The organism is Bradyrhizobium sp. WSM4874 (assembly GCF_055811835.1).
In genome coordinates this window covers 44,782-64,894 of record NZ_JBVVPR010000039.1, presented here as the reverse complement: position 1 = coordinate 64,894, position 20,113 = coordinate 44,782, and the positions used below count along the sequence as shown (strand labels likewise).

21 protein-coding genes are annotated in these 20,113 nt (G+C 62.3%); 11 read left to right on the top strand and 10 right to left on the bottom strand.

Annotated elements, in window-relative coordinates:
- Window positions 1-94 precede the first annotated feature (94 nt).
- The 7 genes from AC0L3P_RS30485 to AC0L3P_RS30455 all read right to left on the bottom strand — a co-directional run bounded on the left by AC0L3P_RS30485 (window position 95) and on the right by AC0L3P_RS30455 (window position 6,801).
- Window positions 95-1,816, bottom strand: a complete 1,722-nt coding sequence (locus tag AC0L3P_RS30485; protein WP_473307675.1) for an FAD-dependent oxidoreductase — start codon at window positions 1,814-1,816, stop codon at window positions 95-97.
- Window positions 1,817-1,843: 27 nt separating this feature from the next.
- Window positions 1,844-2,659: a sugar phosphate isomerase/epimerase family protein gene (locus tag AC0L3P_RS30480; RefSeq protein ID WP_275169417.1), complete on the bottom strand. Its 816-nt coding sequence runs from the start codon at window positions 2,657-2,659 to the stop codon at window positions 1,844-1,846.
- Window positions 2,659-3,315: a hypothetical protein gene (locus AC0L3P_RS30475; RefSeq protein ID WP_473307673.1), complete on the bottom strand. Its 657-nt coding sequence runs from the start codon at window positions 3,313-3,315 to the stop codon at window positions 2,659-2,661. The genes AC0L3P_RS30480 and AC0L3P_RS30475 overlap by 1 nt, the downstream gene beginning before the upstream one ends.
- Window positions 3,316-3,329: 14 nt before the next feature.
- Complete coding sequence (locus AC0L3P_RS30470; RefSeq protein ID WP_275169419.1) at window positions 3,330-3,824, bottom strand: type II 3-dehydroquinate dehydratase; 495 nt, start codon at window positions 3,822-3,824, stop codon at window positions 3,330-3,332.
- A gap of 32 nt (window positions 3,825-3,856) precedes the next feature.
- Window positions 3,857-5,137, bottom strand: coding sequence for a TRAP transporter large permease subunit (locus AC0L3P_RS30465; protein ID WP_275169420.1), 1,281 nt, complete (start codon window positions 5,135-5,137; stop codon window positions 3,857-3,859).
- Window positions 5,138-5,198: 61 nt separating this feature from the next.
- Window positions 5,199-5,708, bottom strand: a complete 510-nt coding sequence (locus AC0L3P_RS30460) for a TRAP transporter small permease (RefSeq protein ID WP_354060052.1) — start codon at window positions 5,706-5,708, stop codon at window positions 5,199-5,201.
- 76 nt (window positions 5,709-5,784) lie between these two features.
- On the bottom strand, window positions 5,785-6,801 hold the full coding sequence (locus tag AC0L3P_RS30455; protein ID WP_275169422.1) for a TRAP transporter substrate-binding protein: 1,017 nt from the start codon (window positions 6,799-6,801) through the stop codon (window positions 5,785-5,787).
- Between the two features lie 229 nt (window positions 6,802-7,030).
- Between AC0L3P_RS30455 and AC0L3P_RS30450 the strand changes: the two genes are divergently transcribed.
- Entirely contained in the window at window positions 7,031-7,690 is a 660-nt protein-coding gene (locus AC0L3P_RS30450; RefSeq protein ID WP_275169423.1) for a GntR family transcriptional regulator, read from the top strand.
- Window positions 7,691-7,724: 34 nt separating this feature from the next.
- Complete coding sequence (locus AC0L3P_RS30445) at window positions 7,725-8,621, top strand: SMP-30/gluconolactonase/LRE family protein (RefSeq protein ID WP_473307668.1); 897 nt, start codon at window positions 7,725-7,727, stop codon at window positions 8,619-8,621.
- A 48-nt stretch (window positions 8,622-8,669) separates the two neighbouring features.
- Here AC0L3P_RS30445 and AC0L3P_RS30440 read toward each other — a convergent pair whose 3' ends face one another.
- Window positions 8,670-9,407 (bottom strand): SDR family oxidoreductase, encoded by a 738-nt coding sequence (locus AC0L3P_RS30440; protein WP_007614048.1) that lies wholly within the window; start codon window positions 9,405-9,407, stop codon window positions 8,670-8,672.
- Between the two features lie 223 nt (window positions 9,408-9,630).
- Here AC0L3P_RS30440 and AC0L3P_RS30435 point away from each other — a divergent pair, with 223 nt between their 5' ends.
- Complete coding sequence (locus tag AC0L3P_RS30435) at window positions 9,631-10,158, top strand: winged helix-turn-helix transcriptional regulator (RefSeq protein WP_473307666.1); 528 nt, start codon at window positions 9,631-9,633, stop codon at window positions 10,156-10,158.
- 982 nt (window positions 10,159-11,140) lie between these two features.
- Window positions 11,141-11,923, top strand: a complete 783-nt coding sequence (locus tag AC0L3P_RS30430; protein WP_275169425.1) for a Crp/Fnr family transcriptional regulator — start codon at window positions 11,141-11,143, stop codon at window positions 11,921-11,923.
- Here AC0L3P_RS30430 and AC0L3P_RS30425 read toward each other — a convergent pair.
- Together AC0L3P_RS30425 and AC0L3P_RS30420 are read right to left on the bottom strand one after the other, a co-directional pair.
- Entirely contained in the window at window positions 11,889-12,815 is a 927-nt protein-coding gene (locus AC0L3P_RS30425; protein ID WP_473307664.1) for a hypothetical protein, read from the bottom strand. The two genes, AC0L3P_RS30430 and AC0L3P_RS30425, sit on opposite strands and share 35 nt — an antisense overlap.
- Window positions 12,816-12,853: 38 nt before the next feature.
- Complete coding sequence (locus AC0L3P_RS30420; protein ID WP_473307662.1) at window positions 12,854-13,141, bottom strand: hypothetical protein; 288 nt, start codon at window positions 13,139-13,141, stop codon at window positions 12,854-12,856.
- Between the two features lie 370 nt (window positions 13,142-13,511).
- Between AC0L3P_RS30420 and AC0L3P_RS30415 the strand changes: the two genes are divergently transcribed.
- Genes AC0L3P_RS30415 through AC0L3P_RS30385 form a run of 7 tightly spaced genes read left to right on the top strand, consistent with a single transcriptional unit; the run spans window position 13,512 to window position 20,030 of the window.
- Window positions 13,512-14,612: an inositol-3-phosphate synthase gene (locus tag AC0L3P_RS30415; RefSeq protein ID WP_473307660.1), complete on the top strand. Its 1,101-nt coding sequence runs from the start codon at window positions 13,512-13,514 to the stop codon at window positions 14,610-14,612.
- Window positions 14,612-15,211: a histidine phosphatase family protein gene (locus tag AC0L3P_RS30410; RefSeq protein ID WP_473307659.1), complete on the top strand. Its 600-nt coding sequence runs from the start codon at window positions 14,612-14,614 to the stop codon at window positions 15,209-15,211. Before AC0L3P_RS30415 ends, AC0L3P_RS30410 begins: the two co-directional genes overlap by 1 nt.
- Window positions 15,208-16,311 carry a CgeB family protein gene (locus AC0L3P_RS30405; protein ID WP_473307657.1) on the top strand — a complete coding sequence of 368 codons (1,104 nt, stop codon included), beginning with the start codon at window positions 15,208-15,210 and terminating at the stop codon, window positions 16,309-16,311. The genes AC0L3P_RS30410 and AC0L3P_RS30405 overlap by 4 nt, the downstream gene beginning before the upstream one ends.
- Window positions 16,312-16,313: 2 nt before the next feature.
- Window positions 16,314-17,123 carry a nucleotidyltransferase family protein gene (locus AC0L3P_RS30400; RefSeq protein ID WP_473307655.1) on the top strand — a complete coding sequence of 270 codons (810 nt, stop codon included), beginning with the start codon at window positions 16,314-16,316 and terminating at the stop codon, window positions 17,121-17,123.
- Window positions 17,120-17,887 carry a TIGR04290 family methyltransferase gene (locus AC0L3P_RS30395; RefSeq protein ID WP_275169432.1) on the top strand — a complete coding sequence of 256 codons (768 nt, stop codon included), beginning with the start codon at window positions 17,120-17,122 and terminating at the stop codon, window positions 17,885-17,887. Before AC0L3P_RS30400 ends, AC0L3P_RS30395 begins: the two co-directional genes overlap by 4 nt.
- On the top strand, window positions 17,884-18,837 hold the full coding sequence (locus tag AC0L3P_RS30390) for a glycoside hydrolase 5 family protein (protein WP_473307653.1): 954 nt from the start codon (window positions 17,884-17,886) through the stop codon (window positions 18,835-18,837). Before AC0L3P_RS30395 ends, AC0L3P_RS30390 begins: the two co-directional genes overlap by 4 nt.
- Window positions 18,825-20,030, top strand: coding sequence for a phosphopentomutase (locus tag AC0L3P_RS30385; protein WP_473307651.1), 1,206 nt, complete (start codon window positions 18,825-18,827; stop codon window positions 20,028-20,030). Before AC0L3P_RS30390 ends, AC0L3P_RS30385 begins: the two co-directional genes overlap by 13 nt.
- The last annotated feature ends 83 nt before the right edge of the window (window positions 20,031-20,113 follow it).

Below are 20,113 nucleotides of genomic sequence, written 5' to 3'. Positions count from 1 at the left end.
TGCAGGCCAGCAAATCGGCGGCGACGCTGGCCCGCTGAGTCAAGCCTCGATGGTGCGCAAGAGTTCCTAGCTCGGCGCAGCGAACGACCGGCTTTCAGTTGCCTTCTTCCTGAGCTGAAGCCCCCGCGGCGTGCATTGCCGCGCACCATCCGAATACCATCGCAGGCCCGATCATCGTGCCCGGACCCGGATAAGTGCCTCGAAAGATGGAGGATGAATCAGTACCGACGGCGTAGAGTCCGGGTATGGCCGTCCCACGGCTAGACAAGACGCGGGCGGTTGAATCCGTGCACAAGCCGGCGCTGCTAGCGAGATCCGTCGGCCATACTGCGACGGCATAGTATGGCCCGGGACCGACCCGCCGCAGGCACGGGTTTGGCATGGTCCGGGGATCACCATTGAACCGGTTCAACTCGCTTGAACCGCGGCCGAACTCTTCGTCCACACCGCTCTCGGCATAGCGATTGTATCGCTCGATCGTTTGAGCAAGCTCGCCGCCATCGACGCCGATGTTTTCGGCCAGTGCTTCGATCGTTTCGCCTGCCAGCAGATATTTAGCCTTCAGATATTTATCCAAATCCCTCGTCCCGGGATGAACGAGACCAATGCCATAGTCGCCGATAAAGGCGCGATCGCAAATCAGGAAAGCCGGCGTAGCCAATACGGAAGAGGAGTCCGATCGCAACATCGCTTCCACGAAGTCGTGATAGGAGTCGGCTTCATTGACGAAACGGCGGCCTGACTTGTTCACCGCAAGCAGTCCCGGCTTGGCACGATCCAGCATAATGTGCGGGAATACCGAGACGTGGCCGTCCGCTTGCGTCATGACCGAACTCGGCATCCACAAGGCGGGGCTGTCGAAATCGCGCTCGATGACCGCGTCGACGCGTTCGGCCGCGAGCAGGCCGTCCCCGGTATTGCACGAAGGCGCGAGTGAAAATCGGTGCGCGGCCTCGGGGAAAAACCTTTCGCGGAGTTCGCGGCTCCAGCCGATGCCTCCCGTTGCCAGCACCACGCCTTTGCGGGCACGTATTGCCAATGCTCCTGAGGGCGATGACAAAACGGCCCCGACGACTGCGTCGCCGTTACGGATGAGCTCAGTGAGCTCGGTCTCATATCGCAGATCCACGCCGGAACGACGGAGACTGTCAAACAGCCTCGCGACGAGAGCGTTGCCCATGATCAGACGTGTTCCGCGGTTGTAGCGAAGTCGATCGAGCAAATGCCGACCGAGAAGACCAACGACATGCCTGAAGTTCGTCCAGTTGCGGAATGGCGCCAGCAACGCCGGAATGTCCGCCTTCCCGACCATCATGCCGCCGAGGACCATGAACTCTCGCCGCGGGGGCCTAATGCGCTCGAAGTCCTTGCCAAGCTTGCGGCCGTCGAACGGAACGGCGCCGAGAGCACGACCACCGATCGCTGCCCCAGGGAGATTCTTGTAGTCGGGATGTGCCGGCGGCGCTGCAAACCGTACCCTCGTCTTCTGCTCGAGATAATCGAGCATCATTGGACCCATCTGGAGGAACGCATCCACGCGCGGGTCCGCGGCGTGTTCGCCGAGCAATGCTTCAAGATAGACCCGCGCCGCCTCGGTGGAGTCTGAGATCCCTGCAAGCAGTCCCTGCCGATTGCCTGGAATCCAGACGGTGCCGGCGGAGGTCGCAGTCGTACCGCCGACCGTGTCCGACTTCTCGCAAAGGATCACGTCGAGCCCCTCAAGGGCAGCCACCAGCGATGTCGTCATGCCGGCGGCACCCGCCCCGACGACCAGGAGATCGGTCTCGACGTCCCAGGAGCGATCGGCTTGCGGCATCCCGAACTACCCTTCCGTCCCGAATTCTCACCTCTGGCTGCGCGCCCGCTCCACGACGGCTTTGCCCGCCGCCAACGCCCGGCGTGCTCGCGACGCGGCGTCGACGCTCTTTGCCAGTTGAACGGTCGGAACCTCGATGCTGATGGTCAGGTCATGCGGCATCGCGCTTGCAAGCCCCATCAAGTCTATTCCACCCTCGCCCGGAAACATCCGCTCCTCGCGAGCGGCATGGATGAGCTGCTCAGTGGTCGATGGGCGTTCGGCGGGGCCATCGCATAATTGCCAATAGTGAAAGCGTTGCGCCGGGATGGCGCGGAGGTCCGCAAGCGAGCTCTGCGACCGATCGAAATGCAGCGCATCGACCAGAATGCCGGCTCCGGGACGATCGACGTCGCCGACGATCCGGATCGCGGTCTTCAGGTCTGGAACGCTCGTCCAGGGCATGAATTCGAGGTCGGAGGTGAGGCCGTAGCTTGCTGCCGCCTCACAAAATTGCTGGTAGCGATCCGAAAACCGCGCCAGATCCGGATCATAGGCCGCGACGAGGATGTGTTTGGCGCCGAGGCGCGCACCTACCTCGAAGAAGGGCGTAAACGAGGCCATCTCGGTTTCCGGTCTGAACGCAACGACCTCGAGATCGGCGACAGTCACCCCCGTCAACTCCAATCGCCGGAGCGTCTCCCGCAGGAGCGGCGCATCGTCCATCAGGCGATAGGCAACACCGCCAGGCGTGGCAGGCAACAGCCTGAGCCCGACTTTTTCGTAGCCGCAATGCGCCGCCAATTCGATCATCTCGGGCGGCGCAAGCTCGAGCACGGTCAACGCGGCGAGCGAGAACGTCATCAGCCGAAACCCGCGATACGGGCGTCGAGCGCAAACATGCTTTGATAAACTTCCGGCTCGCTCGCCCCGGCCATGGCGTCGGGCGCAAGCTCGCTCGCCCGCTGCAAGGCAGCCCGCAACGACGCGACGTCGAGCGCCTCGATCAGCAACAGCCCGGCGAAAAAGCCCTCGTTCTTCCGCATGCCCTTCTCGGTCGTCCGCACCGACGTCCGCGCCTCGTCGGTCGCGCCGATCTGCACGGCGGCAACCCCGTCGCACCCAACAAGCGCCTGAGCCAGACCCCGAGGATCTTTCGGCAATGTCTCGATCCGGAGCGCCACGACCGAGGCGCCCTCGCCTCGCCCTCCCCGCGCGATCATGACGCCGCCGCCGCGCATGAAATTGCCGAGCTTCGGCATGATGCGCTGTGACCACGGCGTCGGTGCGTTGAGGCGCGCCAGATAGGCCTCGCCGTCGAGGACCTCCGGCGTCTCCAGCTCATACAGAATGAAGAAGCGGTTGATGTCGTCCCTTGCCACGCGGAAGACACGCGATGCCAGGAAGCCCCTCGTCGTCACGCGCTCGGTCGTGTGCTCACGCGTCAGCCAGTGCCGGTAGTCGGTCAGGTCGTGAGCCTCGACGTCGCTCCAGATGGCCAGAAATCCCGTGCCGCGCATCCCGCCCTCCATGCCTACGCCTTGCCGCCGGCCGCAAGCCCGTGCAGAGCCGGTGCAATGGTCTCAGGCAATTGCCCCAGCCGTTGGACGGCCGCGAGCATCGCGGCGAGATAGCCATACGAACCCAGTCCGCAAATGACCGCCGTGCAGGCGCTCGACGTGATCGAGTGGCGGTGCAGCTCATCCCGCGCGTGAATGTTGGAGATATGCACCTCGATCTTCACACCCTCGAAAATCTTCAGCGCATCGATCAGCGCGATCGAGGTGAATGAATAGGCCGCGGGGTTCATGATGAGGGCGTCCGCGTTGCCCTGAGCGGACTGGATCAGGGTGACGAGTTCGCCCTCCATGTTCGATTGATGGAACGACATCGAAACTCCGAGCTGATCAGCCAGCGCCTGGCAGCTCGCCTCGATCTCCCTAAGCGTCGTCGAGCCGTAGATGTGGGGCTCGCGGATGCCGAGGAAATTGAGATTGGGTCCGTTGAGGATCATGATCCTTGCGGCCATTTTCGTTCTTCCTTCGTTTGCTGCCGACGCGTCTAGCCGGCAAACCATTTGGCCGGGATCGTCACCAGTCCCGGGAATAGCACCATCGCGAACAGGACGATCAATTGTGCAATCAAGAAGGGCCAGACGCCCTTGACGATGTCCTCCATGCTGATCCTGGAGACACCGCAAACCACATTGAGCACGATGCCGACCGGCGGCGTGATCAGGCCGATCGCATTGTTGATGATGAAGAGGACGCCGAAATAAACGGGATCGATTCCCGCCGCCTTGACGATCGGCATCAGGATCGGCGTGAGGATGAGGATGGTCGGTGTCATGTCGAGGGCCGTTCCCACGATCACCACCACGACCATGATCGCCAGCATCAGGAGCGTGTTGTTGCCCATGAAAGGCTTCAGCAGGGCGACGATCTGTGTCGAAATCTCGGACACGGTGATCAGCCAGGACGACACCAGCGCCGCTGCCACGAGAAACATCACGATGCTCGTCGTCAGGGCCGAGGAGACGAAGACCTGATAAAGCTGCGACAGCTTCAATTCCCGATAGATGCAGGTCGCGACGAACAGCGAATAGACGGCGACGACCACTGCGGCTTCCGTGGGCGTGAAGATGCCGAAGCGCAGGCCGACGACGATGATCACCGGCAGCATCAGCGCCCAGAAGCCGTCGACCACTGCTTTCACCATTTCCGAGAGCGATGCTCTTGGCGGGGGCGTCAGGTTCTCCCGGCGCACCACCCACCACCAGGCCAGGCAGAGCCCTGCCCCGAGCAACATCCCCGGGACGATCCCGGCCAGAAACAGTTTTGAGATCGACACGCCCGCGGCGACACCGAAGATGACGAATCCGATGCTGGGCGGAATCACGGGCGCGATGATGCCGCCGGCCGCCACCAGGCCCGCCGCATAGGACTTCTTGTGGCCCGCCGCCACCATCATCGGCACCAGCAGGGCGGCGAGCGCCGCGGCATCGGCCGCCGCAGAGCCCGAGAGCGACGCGAGGATGCAGGACGCGAGGATCGTGACGTAACCGAGTCCGCCCCGAAAGTGTCCGACGGCGACGAGCGCAACGTTGACGATTCGCTTGGCCAGACCGCCCTTGTTCATGACCTCGCCGGCCAGCATGAAGAAGGGAATGGCCATCAGCGGAAAGCTGTCCGCGCCGTTGATGACGTTCTGCGCCACGATCTGGGCGTCGAACATGTCGATCGTGCTCATCAAGGCCACGCCGCAGACGATCAGCGCAAAGGCGATCGGCATGCCCAGCGCCATGGCGCCGAGCAGCGAGAAGGTGAAGACGGCAATCGTCATGGCGTGATCCCGGTGATTTTCAGGATGTGAGCGCCGGGCGGCACGATACGGGGAGACAGCATCAGTGCTCCTCCGATTCCCTGACGGCAACCATGTCGGCTTCGCTGGCCTGTCCGGAGATGACACGGAACAGGTCGTAGAGAAGGATCACTCCGGCCGAAACGCCGAAGATCACGCCGACGCCATAGAAGATGCCAAGCGACAGGCCGGTCGCCGGCGCGCGGTCGTCGATATTGATGATCGTCTGCCGCCAACTTCCCGAGAGCAGAAGCCAATCGGCGAACAGCATCAGGCAGTAATTGATGATGAAGCAGAAGCGCTTGCCGACGGCCGGCAGCATCCGCACGATGGCGTCGACTCCCAGATGGGCGTGCTCACGCATTGCCACGACCGCACCGAGGAAAGTCAGCCAGACCAGGAGCCAGCGTGACAGCTCCTCGGAAATCGCGATACCGGAGTTGAAGCCGTAGCGCAGAACTACGTTGCCGAACACCAGCACCACCATCACCGCAAGAAATGCGGCGATGGTGCCCTTCAGCAGGGTGCAATAGAGGTCGAGCAATCGTGCCATACGGGCCGTCCAGGCAAAGTCAATTCGAGAGCCGGCCGACCGGTCGGCTCCGCCTCTTGCATACTGACGAGATCGACTACTTCACGTCCTTGCGGATGCGCTCGAGTTCGTCGTTGAACAGCTTGACCGCCTCCGGCTTGAGATTGGCGGCAATCTTGTCGACCACCGGCTGCGCCGTCTTGCGCATCCGATCGAGCTCTTCCGGCGCGACGGTGTTGTACTGCATGCCCTTCGCCTGCAGTTCCGACAGGGCCTTTTCGGTCTGAAGGCGCGTCTGCTCCTTCTGATAGCCTCGACTTTCCTCGTACGCCTCGCGCATCAGGCGCTGCTCGGTCGGCGAAAGCTTGTCCCAGAAGGCCTTGCTCACCAGGATGATGTTCAGGGTGAAGGTGTGATTGGTGGCGGAAACGTATTTTTGCACTTCGTAGAACTTGTTGGAGAGAATGACCGTGAAGGGGTTCTCCTCGCCATCGACGGTGCGCGTCTCCAGCGCCGAATAAAGTTCGCCGAAGGCCATCGGAACGGGATTGGCCTTGAAGGATCCGAAGGTCTCGAGGTAGACCGGATTCGGAATGACGCGAAGCTTGAGGCCGTTGAAATCCTCGACCTTGGTGATCGGCCGCGTGCTGTTGGTGACGTTGCGGAAGCCGAGGCCCCAATATCCCAGACCGATCAGCCCCTTCGACGGCAACGTATCAAGCATTGACGTGCCGAATTTGCCGGTCCCGAGCGCGTCGGCCTGCTCGATGGTCTTCACGATGAATGGAAAGTCGATGAGGCCGAACTCCGGCACTACGGTTGCGAGCGACGTCGTCGAGGCCGACAGCATTTCCTGGGTACCGCCGCGCAGTGCCGATTGCTGCTGCAGCTCGTTGCCGAGCTGCGAGGCCGCGAACTCACGGACCTTCATCTTGCCCCCGCTCTTCGCCAGCAGGATCTCCGCAAATTTCTGCACCCCCGCGCTGACGGGGTGATCGGTGTTGTTCAGGTGTCCCCACCTGATCGTCCGCTCCTGAATCTCCTGAGCGGATGCACCGACCGTCAGCGCCACGCAGATCGCCGTCGCAGACAGCGCCCGTACCAACAAGCTCATCGTTTCCTCCCTGTTCGGACGGGCACGAACGACGGCTTAAGCCATTATTTTTCGTACCCTCAGCCTATTTAGACACCACACATATATTTCCATGTCAAATGATGATACCTATTTCATATGATGATTTGCAGTACGTCATACACCGAAAATCTGCTATAGTGCTGGCAACATTGATGGTTCGGCCGCCCTCCGAAGTGGCCGGCGATCGGGACAGGCGGGATCAGAAGGCATGACGTCACTCGAGGAACGGCCCCTGTCGGCAGGCGACAGCGGCTATCAGCGCATCCGGGCCGACATCATTTTCGGAGTGCTCACGCCATCCGGACGCCTCAAGCTCGATGCCATGAAGGAAGATTACGGCCTCAGCGTCAGCACACTGCGCGAGATCCTCAATCGTCTGACGTCCGAGGGATTCGTGGTTGCCGAGGGCCAGCGGGGCTTCGAGGTGGCGCCGATATCCATCCAGAACCTGCGTGAGCTCGCTGGTCTCCGCATCCTGCTGGAGCATCATGCAATGGCCGAGTCGTTCCGCGCCGGCGACGTGGAGTGGGAAGGCCGCGTGGTGTCGGCGCATCACAAGCTGGCGGCGACCGAACGCACCGTGCTGAGCGAAGGCGACGATCCCGAGCTGCGCAAACGCTATGACGGCGAATTCCACCAGGCGCTGATCTCGAGTTGCGGTTCGCGCGAGCTGATGCAGACGCACGCGGTCGTGTTCGACAAATATTTCCGCTATGCGCTGCGCTACCGCGGCGCGGAGACGATCAATCAGCACAAGGCGCTGCTGGACTGCGCCCTCAAGCGCGACATCAAAAGCGCCAAGGCCGTGCTCACCGAGCACATCAACGGCTGCGTCGCGCACGCCCTCGCCTCCTGGAACGAGGGCTGATCGCCAGCGCTCGTGGCTGCAATCGGATAGCGGAATGACTCCCCACATGGTCCCCGCGCATCGCGTCGAAACGGCGGTCGCCGCAGGCGATACCCTCGGCGAGACGCCATTGTGGTGCGATCGATCCCGCAAGCTGTGGTGGGTCGACATCGACCGGCGGTTGCATCAATCGTTCGATCCGGCAACAGGCGCTCATCAGGTTGCTCCGTACGCATGCAACTTCCTCGGCAGTCAGGCTCTGACGGCGGATGGCTCCCACCTGCTCGCGCAGGATCTGGGCCTTTATCGCCGCGCGTCCGGTGACGGTGCTCCAGGTCAGCTCTGCGAAATCGAAAGCGGCCTCGACAACCGCCTGAACGACGGACGCGTCGACGCCCGGGGCCGGCTATGGATCGGCACCATGGACAACCAGCTGCATCGGCCGAACGGGGCGCTGTATCGCGTGGACGCCGACGGCCGGACGGCGCGCATGTTCGGCGATGTCGTGACGAACGGCATCGCGTTCTCACCCGACAATCGCACGCTCTATTTCTCGGATACGAGGCGTTACCGCACTTGGCAGTTCGACTTCGATCTCGATGACGGCGCGATCCGCAACAGACGGTTGTTCGCGGATTACAGCGCCTCCGGTGAGCGGCCCGACGGCGCGTGTATCGACGTTGCCGGCGGACTGTGGACCGCCTTCTTCTCCGGCGGCCGGGTGATACGCTATCGGCCGGACGGCCGGATCGACACCGTCATTCCAGTGCCCGCGACCAATCCGACCTGCGTGTGCTTCGGCGGAACCGATCTGAAGACACTGTTCGTGACGACGGCCAGAAAATTTCTGGATCGCGAGCAATTGAGCCGCGAACCCCGAGCGGGTCATGTTCTGGCCATTGATGGCATCGCACAGGGACTTCCAGAGCACCGCTTCGGCAATTCATTCTGAACCCTTTTCAGTCTGAACCCTTGCACGGGCCATCGTGAACCGGCTTCGCTACCATTTCTCGCCGAAGGGACGAATCTCCAGCTCGAAGGTCCAGGCACTCTTGGGTTGCTGATAGAGCATCCAATAGGATTCGGCGACCGACGATGGCGGCATCAGGAGGTCGGGATTATCCAGCGCGTTCGGACCAAGCGCCTCGATCCGCCGTTGCCGGACCCATTCGGTGTCGACGCCGGAATCGATGATCAGATGCGCCACGTGAATGTTCTTCGGGCCCAATTCACGCGCCGCGGCTTGCGCGACCGCGCGCAGGCCGAACTTGGCGCTGGCAAAGGCCGCATAGCCGCTGCCGCCGCGCAAGCTCGCCGTCGCACCGGTGAAGAAGATGTTGCCCTGGCCACGGGGCAGCATCAGGCGCGCGGCCTCGCGGCCGGCGAGGAAGCCGGAATAGCAAGCCATTTCCCAGACCTTGCGGAACACCCGTTCGGTCGTGTCCAGAAGCGGAAAGTTGACGTTGGCGCCGACGTTGAAGATGCAAACCTCGAGCGGGGCGTGCTTGTCGGCATCGCCGAGAAACGAGATGATCTGGTCTTCCTTGCGCGCATCGAGCGCGCGCGCGTGAATTTCGCCGCCGGCCTGCTCGATCTCCTTGACGAGTGGTTCGAGCTTGGCGCCGTCGCGGCGCCCCGCGAACACCGTAAAGCCCTCGGAGGCGAACTTCTTTGCAATCTCGCTGCCGATAAAATCACCGGCGCCGATCACGGCCACGGTCGCATTTCTCTTTTGCAAGGGTCTTCTCCCGGTCAGGTCCGAATCCGGTCGTCGGACCATTATCCAAGCCGCAGACTATTTCTACAGTTCTAAAACAGAACTGTCAATCCTGGTCGATTTACTGCTGAATTCGGTATCAGAGAAACATTGTCTCGCAGTAAGTGCCGATTTAGAATGGTCCTCGGACCAAAGGATTCCTGGACGATTTGCGCAGAAGCCGCGGGCAGAGTGGAGATCTGGAATGAAATGGGATGAGCTGGAGGACGAGCCGTGTTCGATGGCCCGAACCATCGGCGTGATCGGCGACCGCTGGACCCTTCTGATCCTGCGTGAATGCTTCCTGCGCACACGCCGTTTCGAGGGGTTTCAGTCTTCGCTCGGAATCACGCGTCACCTGCTCGCCGAACGGCTGAAGAAGCTGGTCCGGCAGGGCGTGCTGCGTCGTATTCCCTATCAGGACTCGCCCAAGCGGCACGAATACATCCTCACCCAAAAGGGGCTCGATCTCCATCCGATCATGATGGCGATCGTGCACTGGGGCGACACTCATATGGTCGACGCGCGCGGACGACCTTTGCTGCATCAACACCGCAAATGCGGCAAGGACTTCGATCCGGTCATGGTTTGCTCCGAATGTGGCGAACCGCTTTCGGCCAAGGAGGTTCATACCCACCCCGGTCCCGGTGCTCGAGGCACCCCGGTATCGGCGGCGCCGGAGAAGAAGGCAAAGCGAGAGACAAAGTCAAAGACCCAGCGCAGCGCCGCGTGAGATGGCGGCGTGGCGCGAGCAACGTTCGACATATCCCGGGCTGATCTTTCAACAGCGGACATGAGCTCTCGTTCTCGCGGCGCAATTCGCCCGAGTTTTGCTTCGTCACTCCACCCTCTTATCCAAGAGGGCGCAGGGAAGGCCGGGTGCCGGCTGGCACCCGCGGTCCGCTGCGCGAAAAGCACACGCAGAAAAACCGCACAGCAGCATACAGGTGTAGCCAATCACTCGGCCTTCCCTGCGCGATGGTTGGACGGCTTATGCCGTGCTCTCCCGCGAGCCGAGTTCCTTTTGGCCTCCCTCGTCCTCGCGAAAGTCGCCGGCACCGCGCCGGTTGACGCGGATGCCGCATTCGCAAGAGCTTGACCGTAGCAACGACGGCCAGGACCACACGGTTTTGCCGTACGCACGGCCCGCCATTTCGCCACCGGTTTCGACGACGTTGTGCACGTTGCCGCCGACCTGATGACGAGACGAAGCCTGACAGCGCCGCTCGTCGGAACGAAGCCTTGGGCTCACGGAGAGCAATCCGCCCTGCCCACGCCTCTCGCACCCGAACGCTGCCGCGTCCACCGCAAGCCCGGCTCGCGAACGTGACGACCACAAGATCGCCCCTCAAGAATGAGCCGGGATAGGCGACACATACGCCATTTCCGAATTTCGGTAAAGCGGAATATTTTGTGAGGAGGGGTTGACGGGATTGCGGGTGTGTTGCCCGACAGGCAGCCATCACATCCGTCAAAGCCTTGGAGTCAGAACAAACGCGATGGCTCGAGAGTTAAGTATATGAAAGTAAGTATACTAAATCGTGGTTCGGCGCAGATGGTAGGCCGTTCGCCCACTCGAGCGCCTCTCGCGCTTCCGGTTCCCGGATCGTCCGAGACCGACAACGATCTGCGTGGAGCGAAAGTATCAAAGTTTAATGCGTTCGGTCGTTCTCATCGATCAGATTGGGGACGGGCTCTGAGTTATTAGGCGACCAATGCAGGCAGGATTTGCGTTCTCCAAGCTCGCCGACCGGTTGGCGAGCCTCACTCCCGTAACGGCCGACGATCTCCACCTGCTTGCGGACATGGCAAGCACAATCGCGCATCTCAGTTCGCGTCAGGCCGTTTTGCGGCATGGCGACGATGCCACCCACTGCTGTCTCCTGCTTCAGGGATATCTGTCCTGGCAGGATGCCGAGAGCGTGGACGGGCAGATCACGTCGCTCCATGTTCCCGGTGACATCGCCGATCTACACACGCTGTATCGTCCTCGCGTTGACGGCAACCTGATCGCGCTCGGCCCTGCCATCGTCGCACTCGTGCCACACCGCTTCTTTCACGATTTGTCCGCGCGTTCGCCCGCCATGTCTCGCGCATTGCTGCTGATGCTGCTCACCAGCCACGCCATTCAGCGCAACTGGACAGTGAACCTGGGTAGCCGCGATGCCTTGACGCGTGTTGCGCATCTGCTGTGCGAGATCACCACCCGCCTGCAAAGCGTCGGCTTGGCGAGAGATCTCAGGCTGCCATCACCCTTCACCCAATCGGACCTTGCTGCAGCGTGCAGCATTTCCCCAGTCCACGCCAACCGAACAATTCAGGAACTGCGACGATGCAACCTCCTGCGATGGCAGGGTAAGACGGTAACGATCACGGACTGGCCGGGACTCGTGCGGCTCGCAAGATTCGATCCGACCTACCTGGGCATTCCGTCCAGCCGCGACGAGTCGTCGTCCTCGCGTCTCAGACCACTCGCGGCGGATCTTGCGCTCGCTTGAGCCCGTTTCCGACGACACCTTGGAGACTTGCGGAGCGTGCAATCAGGGCCTCCCGCGCCTCTCCAATGACATCATCCCAATTGCCTGGTGCCCTCTGATGAAACAGCCGTAGGCTCGGATACCAAGGGGAATGGGACTCGGACGACGGCCAGCGCCAGTCGCAATCCGCATGCAACAAGACCCACGCGTCACAGCCGAGTGCGCCCGCAAGATGAGCCACCATGGTGTCAACGCAAATGAGGAGATCGAGCCGCTGGAGCAGATGACCGAGAACCGTAATGTCAGGCGTGCTGACGTCCCTCGCGCCGATCTCGGCCAGTTCGCACGTTCGGACCCCTCGTTGCAGCGAGCAGAGCGTCACGCCGGGAACGGCAAGATGCCCTAGCAGGGACGGCGGGATGGTCCTTCGCTTGTCCCAATTGCCGACTTCCCAAACCAGGCCGACGGCAAGACCTTGTGGCAGTGGTAGCTCGAGCACCGGCGGCAGCGATACGTAAGGTGCACGCATCTCGACCTGCTCCCGTTTCGCCCTTATGGCATGCGGCACCTCCATAATCTCGATATCGACCTCGAAGTCGATCTCAGGCGTACCATCATGGATCGAAAACGCACGATCGACGCCCGCCACACGCTCCACCAGCGGCAGAAGTTCGCCTTGGCACCACACAGTGACGCTGCGCGCGAGATCACGGAGCGGTCGCATGAAGCGCAGGAACTGGATGGTATCGCCAAGCCCATGGTAGCAACGGACGAGCACATGCTTGCCCACCAGGGCCTCGCCGCGCCAGATCCGCTGGAGGTGACGCGGCCCGGTGTGCTTTGGTGGATAGGCAAGCATCATCAGATCGCGGTCGCTGATCGCCCAGGCGCGTTCGAAATCGCCTGCGCGCATCGCCTCCGTCCAACCGCCCGACACGCGCGGCGATCCGATCAACGACGCACGAATTTGTGAAAGCGACTCACCTTGCCGTCCTTGGTGCGGTCCTGGTGAAGGAACGCAATGCCGGTCTCGTCGAACTTCGCGAAGAATTCGTCCCAACTGATCCGGTCGAGACCTTCGTCGGGCGGATCGAAATCGATGCGCAGGATGCCGGCGTGTCCGTCCTCCTCCGTAGCCTTGACCGTCGCGGGCTTTCCACCGCGCTCCTCCGCCCATTTCCGGATGACGTTATGGCTGGTGGTCTGCTGGGCTTCGCTGGTTTGTGATTTGGTTGACATGTGACACCTCGACTGCTGACAAAGAGCGAGCGACGAATAGGTCGTCGCGTCAGACTGTTCGCCGTGAACGCCGGACGGAAGGATTTGTTCTTTCGCGGTGTCGGCTCTCTCGGAGCATCATCTTCTTCATCTTCATCATGGAAGCTTTTCGTTCCCGCCAAACTGCCCGGGATTCTATCCCAGGTTAAGGGCGCGAAATTTTTTTGGCCGGAATCTGACGTGAGGCGGACATAGTGCCGTGAGTTCAGGAACGAACATACGTTCCTCACGTTCGCCGACGTACTTACGTCAACACTGCAAGTCTTCAACACTGCATATCCTTCAACACTGCATGCCTTAACGCTGCACGTCTTCCGGAGGGCCTAGATCCATGCATTCTCGTCTTCAGGACAGGCGGCGCGTGCGCGTCGGCATCGTCGGTGTCGGCAATTGTGCGAGCTCCTTCGTTCAGGGGCTCTCCTATTACCGGGACGCCAAATCGAATGAGCCGGTGCCTGGGTTGATGAACGCCGATCTCGGCGGCTACCACATTAGCGACATTCAGGTCTCGTCGGCCTTCGACGTCCATGCCGGCAAGGTCGGACGCGACGTGGCCGAGGCGATCTTCGCAGCACCGAACAACACGCACCGCTTCTCCGAGGTCGCGCCCACCGGCGTCATGGTCCAACGCGGCCCGGTCATGGACGGCGTCGGCCAATATCTCAAGGACGACGTTCCGATTGCGGATGTTCCGGAAGCCGACGTCTCCGAAGTGCTCGCGACATCGCGCACGGACGTACTTGTGTCCTATCTTCCCGTGGGCTCGCAGCGCGCGAGCGAATTTTACGCCGCGCGCGCGATCGAGGCCGGCTGCGGCTATGTCAATTGCATCCCGGTCTTCATTGCCTCGAATCCCGACTGGCGGCGGCGCTTCGAGGATGCAGGCCTGCCGATCGTCGGCGACGACATCAAGAGCCAGGTCGGCGCCACCATTCTGCACCGTGTGCTCGCCAACCTTTTCCGCGAACGCGGCGTGCGGCTGGACAGAACCTACCAGCTCAATGTCGGCGGCAACACCGATTTCAAGAACATGCTCGAGCGCGAGCGGCTGACGTCAAAGAAGATCTCCAAGACGCAAGCCGTGACTAGCCAGTTCGACGTGCCGATGGATGCCGACAATATCCATGTCGGCCCGAGCGACCATGTGCCGTGGCTGACCGACCGCAAGCTGGCCTTTATCCGCCTGGAGGGCACGACGTTCGGCGGTGTTCCCTTGAGCGCGGAAGTCAAGCTCGAGGTCTGGGACTCCCCGAACTCGGCGGGCGTCGTGATCGACGCGGTCCGCTGCGCCAAGCTTGCCATGGACCGCGGGCAGGCCGGCGCGCTGACGGGCCCTTCGAGCTATTTCATGAAGTCGCCGCCTCAGCAGTTCACCGACGAGGAAGCCGGACGGCGAACGCGCGCCTTCATTGACGACAAGGCGTACACCTGATGGCGAAGATCATTCATCTGATCCGCCACGGGCATCATGCCCTGCTCGGCCGCACGCTCTGTGGCCGGATGAAGGGCGTAGAACTCGATGATCTCGGCTGTGAGGAAATCGCGCGATGCGCCGATACCTTCACGCCGCCACCGAGCATGGTTCAGTCGAGCCCGCAGCGGCGCTGCATGCAGTCGGCCTGCATCCTGGCGGCACGGTTCGGCTTGCCGGTCGAGATCGTGCCGGCACTCGACGAACTCGACTACGGCGAATGGACCGGACTGCCGTTCGAAGCGCTCGCCCGGGACCCCCGATGGTCACGCTGGAACGAACAACGCGGAACGAACCGCCCGCCGGGCGGCGAAAGCATGCGGTCGCTCCAGAAGCGCGTCGTCGCCCATCTGGAACAGGTGCGCAATGATCATGGTAGCGGCACCGTCGTTGTCGCCGTCAGCCATGCCGAACCGATCCGCGCGGCGCTGCTGCACTATTCCCGGAAAGAGCTCGACGACTTCCTCTCGATCGAGATCGACCCCGGCAGCGTCAGCACCCTCAGCGTGGACAATCGCGGAATCAAGATCACCGGGATCAATCAGCGGGTGCCAGCGTGAAGATCGTCATTTTCGGCCTGACAATTTCCTCGTCCTGGGGCAACGGTCACGCCACCTTGTGGCGAGGGCTTTGCAAGCATCTCGCGCGAGCCGGCCACAGCGTCGTCTTTTTCGAGCGCGACGTGCCCTATTACGCCGGCGCGCGGGATTTGCACGAACTGCCCGGCGGCCAATTGCGACTGTTCTCGAACTGGGACGATGTGCTTCCTTTAGCGCGCAGCGACATTCGAGATGCCGATGTCGCGATCGTGACCTCTTATTGTCCCGACGCGATCGCCGCGACGGAGCTTGTCCTGTCCGAGGGGCGCGCGGTGCCCGTGTTCTACGACCTCGACACGCCGGTCACGCTGGCGAAGCTGATGGCCGGCGAGGCCGTTCCCTATATCGGGCCGCGCGGCTTGCGGGATTTCGCCCTGATCCTGAGCTTCACTGGCGGTCCCCGCATCTGCAACGAATTTCGCGACAGGCTCGGCGCCGGCAATGTCCGTCCGCTCTACGGCCATGTGGACACGGACATCCATCGACCAGTGCCGTCGCAGCCGCATTACCGTGCGGATCTGTCCTATCTCGGCACGTATTCGCAGGATCGCCAGCACGCGCTCGAGGCTCTCTTCGTCGAACCCGCACGTAACAGGCAGGATCGGCGCTTCCTGATCGGGGGTGCACAATACCCGGAAGACTTTCCCTGGTCGCCAAACATCTACTTCGTGCAGCACTTGCCGCCGTCGGAGCACGCGTCGTTCTTTGCGTCGTCCCGACTGACACTCAACGTCACGCGCCGTGCCATGGCGGAGATGGGCTGGTGCCCCTCCGGCCGCCTGTTCGAAGCTGCCGCCTGCAAGGCCCCGCTGCTCAGCGACGACTGGCCGGGAATCGATCAATTCTTTGCACCCGGACAGGAGATCCTGATCGCACGCGATGCGAAAGACACGCTTGCTGCGTTGACGATGGCCGACGCCGAGCTTCAGCACATCGCCGGACGCGCCTATGAACGGACCATGGATCAGCACACATCCGACAAGCGCGCGGCCGAACTGATTTCGCTGCTCGAGCAGACGGCATCCCTCGGCGCGCGCCGACAGCAACCCGAGGAGGCCTGATCATGTGGGGCATCGTTCCGGCCGCGGGCCGCGGCAGCCGCATCCAGCCGCTCGCCTTCTCCAAGGAGTTGCTTCCGGTCGGAAGCCAACGGGACGACGGCATCGACCGTCCGTGCGCCGTCTCCGAATATCTGCTGGAGCGGCTGATCCTTGGGGGGGCCGACAAGATCTGCTTCGTGATTTCCCCCGGCAAATCGGACATCCTCGAATATTTCGGCGATCATTATGGCAGCGCCCAGCTCGCCTATGTCGTGCAGCCCGATGCGTCGGGGCTGTGCGATGCCGTGTTCAGGGCGGGCACGGTCGTTGGCCACGACGAAGATATCCTGGTCGGACTTCCGGATACCGTCTGGTTCCCCAAGTCGGCCCTGCAGGCATTGCCGGCCGCTGACCTGTCGTTTCTGCTGTTTCCGGTCGAACATCCCGAGTTCTTCGATGCCGTCGTGCTCGACGGCGATCGCGTCACGGAGATCCAGGTCAAACAGCCGGATGCGGCGTCGAAATGGATATGGGGCGCCTTCAAGATGTCCGGCAACGGATTTCGCGAGCTCCAGTCCCTGTGGACAAAGCGCGAGCGCCGCGATGAATATTTCGGGACGCTGGTCAATGCCTACATCGCGGCCGGCGGCCAGGGTCTCGGCGTCAAGGCCGGCGAATCCTATGTCGACGTCGGCACCATCGACGGCTACCGGACGGCAATGGCGTTGCTCGCGGAAAGCTCCCCCGGGAACGGACGCTCTCGACTGCTGGCCGGCGGTTCGTCGGAGGCAGCCCGCCCGGCCCACGCAATGAACAATGGAGTGACCGCATGAGCAGAGGCGCCCTCTCGCGCGAGGAAATCCGCCAGCGCGTCGATGCGCTCGGGCCATGGTTTCACAATCTGGACCTGAATGGCGTGCCGACAGCGCCTTCACATTTTCTCGGCGACTATCCCAACGTGAAATGGCGCCGCTTTTCCGGGATCATTCCGGACCGCCTCGAAGGCAAGACCGTGCTCGATATCGGCTGCAATGCCGGTTTCTACGCCATGGAGATGAAGCGGCGCGGCGCCGAGCGCGTACTCGGCCTGGACACCGACGACGAATATCTCGCGCAAGCCCGCTTCGCGGCCGAGGTGAACGGGCTCAGGATCGAATTCCGCAAGATGTCAGCCTATGATGTCGGACAGCTGCGCGAAAAGTTCGATCTCGTGATCTTCATGGGCGTGCTCTACCACCTGCGGCACCCTTTGCTGGCCCTCGACCTGATCCACGAGCACGTCGCCGGCGATCTCCTGCTGTTCCAATCGATGCAGCGCGGCGACAGCCGCGTGGATTCCCTCGACAAGAACTACGACTTCTGGACCACCGATCAGTTCGATTCGCCGGGCTATCCAAAGCTGCACTTCATCGAGAACAAATATGCCGACGACCCCACCAATTGGTGGGTACCGAACCGCGCCTGCGCCGAAGCCATGCTGCGCAGCGCCGGCTTTGCGATCGCGGCGCATCCGGAAGAGGAAGTCTATCTCTGCAAGCGGGTGGCAAGGCCGCAGGCGGAAGGTCCGGTTTATCCGTCGCGGGAGACCGGCCGATGATCGAAGCCGCCAAAATCTGGAACGAGCCCAACAACAAGTCGCACTGGGACATCCTGATCGATCCGGATTGGACCATGTTCGCGAGCCTGGCGCTCGCTGCCGGAAAGGCGATCCGCAGCGCGCATCCCACACTCCCGCGCGTGCTTGGCGGCATATCGCCGATCGACCCGTCCTTCATACGCAACATGCAGGCGCGCGGCGTGCTCGATCATGTCGATGCCGTGGCCGTGCACGGCTTTCCGCTCGACTGGAACTTGTGGCAGATCGCGGAATGGCCGGCCAAGCTCGACGAGATCAAGGCGGTCACCTCGCTGCCGGTCTGGGTCACGGAGGTGGGAGTCTCGTCCTTCGGTGCCGAGGAGGTGCAGGCCTGGGGACTGACGCGGACCGCCGAGCTGTTGACTGGCCGCGCGCCGCGGATTCACTGGTACAGCCTCTACGATCTTCCTTCGAGTTGGGAGGCGACCACGCGGCACAAGGAAGCTGAAGGCTCCTCCTACTACCGGCACTTCCACATGGGGCTGCTGCGCGAGGACGGCACGCCGAAAGCTGCCGCGGGCCTGTTCAGCCAATATGCAGCTGCGATGGGCCTGTGCCAGTGGTTTCACTTCGAGGACCACCGCCTCGATGACGCCGTGTGCTGGATGCGCCGGCTCGGCGTGCAGCATCTCAGGACCGGCCTGTCCTGGGCCGACAGCTTCCGTCCCAATGCGCTCGCCTGGTTCGATCGGCAGATGGACGCGCTGGCGGAGTTTCAGGTCACGGTGACTTTCTGCTTCACCCCGGAACATCGGGGCATCGAGCCTCATCACACCAGCCCGCCGCTCGACGTGAACGAGTTCGCGGATTTCTGCGCACAGATGGTCGAACGCTATTGCGCGAAAACCGGGCTCGCGCTGTCCGCAGCGTCTTCGCGCCCGGCCATCTCGGAGCCGACATGCGCGCCCTGATCCTGGTGATGGACTCCGTCGGGATCGGCGGCGCGCCCGATGCCATCAATTACGGCGACGAGGGCGCCGACACCGTCGGCCATATTGCCGAAATGTGCATGGCCGGCAATGCCGACGGACCCCGCCGGGAGGGGCCGCTTCGGCTTCCCAATCTGGTTGCGCTCGGACTTGGCCAGGCTTGCCATCTCGCCACCGGGCGCGTGCCGCCGGGGCTGGATGGCCGGCCCGAGCACGCACGATTTGGCTGCGCGAGCGAGATCTCCAAAGGCAAGGACACGCCATCCGGTCATTGGGAGATCGCCGGCGTGCCGGTGCCGTTCGACTGGGGCTATTTTCCAAGAGCCAAGCCGTGCTTCCCGCGCGACCTGACGGAGCGCCTGTGCGAACAGGCTCGATTGCCAGGCATCCTCGGGAACTGTCACGCCTCCGGCACCGAGATCATCGCCGAATTCGGCGAGCGTCACATCAGAACGGGCGAACCGATCTGCTATACATCGGCCGACAGCGTGTTTCAGATCGCAGCGCACGAGGAGACGTTCGGACTCGAACGCCTCTATGAGGTCTGCCGCGTTGCCCTCCGACTGGTCGATCCCCTCAACATCGGGCGCGTCATCGCACGTCCCTTCATCGGCACGTCGGCAGGCGACTTCAAGCGAACATCCCACAGGAAGGACTTTTCCGTCCCGCCGCCGGAGCGGACGATCCTCGATCTTGCCGACAGCGCAGGCCGTGACATCGTCACCATCGGCAAGATCGACGACATCTTCGCCCATCGCGCGACAGGTAGGAACTTGCGCGGCGATGGCAACCAGGCGCTGTTCGATGCCACGCTTGATGGGCTGGCCTCCCTGGCGGAGGGCGGAATGTTGTTCGCCAATTTCATCGATTTCGACACGCTGTACGGCCATCGCCGAGACGTCGCGGGCTATGCGGCGGCGCTCGAAACCTTCGACGCGCGCGTTCCGGATCTGATGAACCTCCTGCGCGACGATGATCTCCTGGTCATCACGGCCGATCATGGTTGCGACCCGACCTGGAGCGGCACCGATCATACGCGGGAACAAGTGCCGATCTTAGCGTGGAGCGCGCGGTCAACTTCTCCGATCGGCAAGCGCGCCGGATTTGCGGACATCGGCGCGACGGTCGCGAGCCATCTCGAACTGCAGGCGCCGGTTCACGGCGTGTATTTTTAGCTCGCTGCACTCGTCAGATTCACCTGGGTTATTGATCCAAGTTAGAGAAATATTCGTTTGTAGGTTTCGCAGGAACGAACATT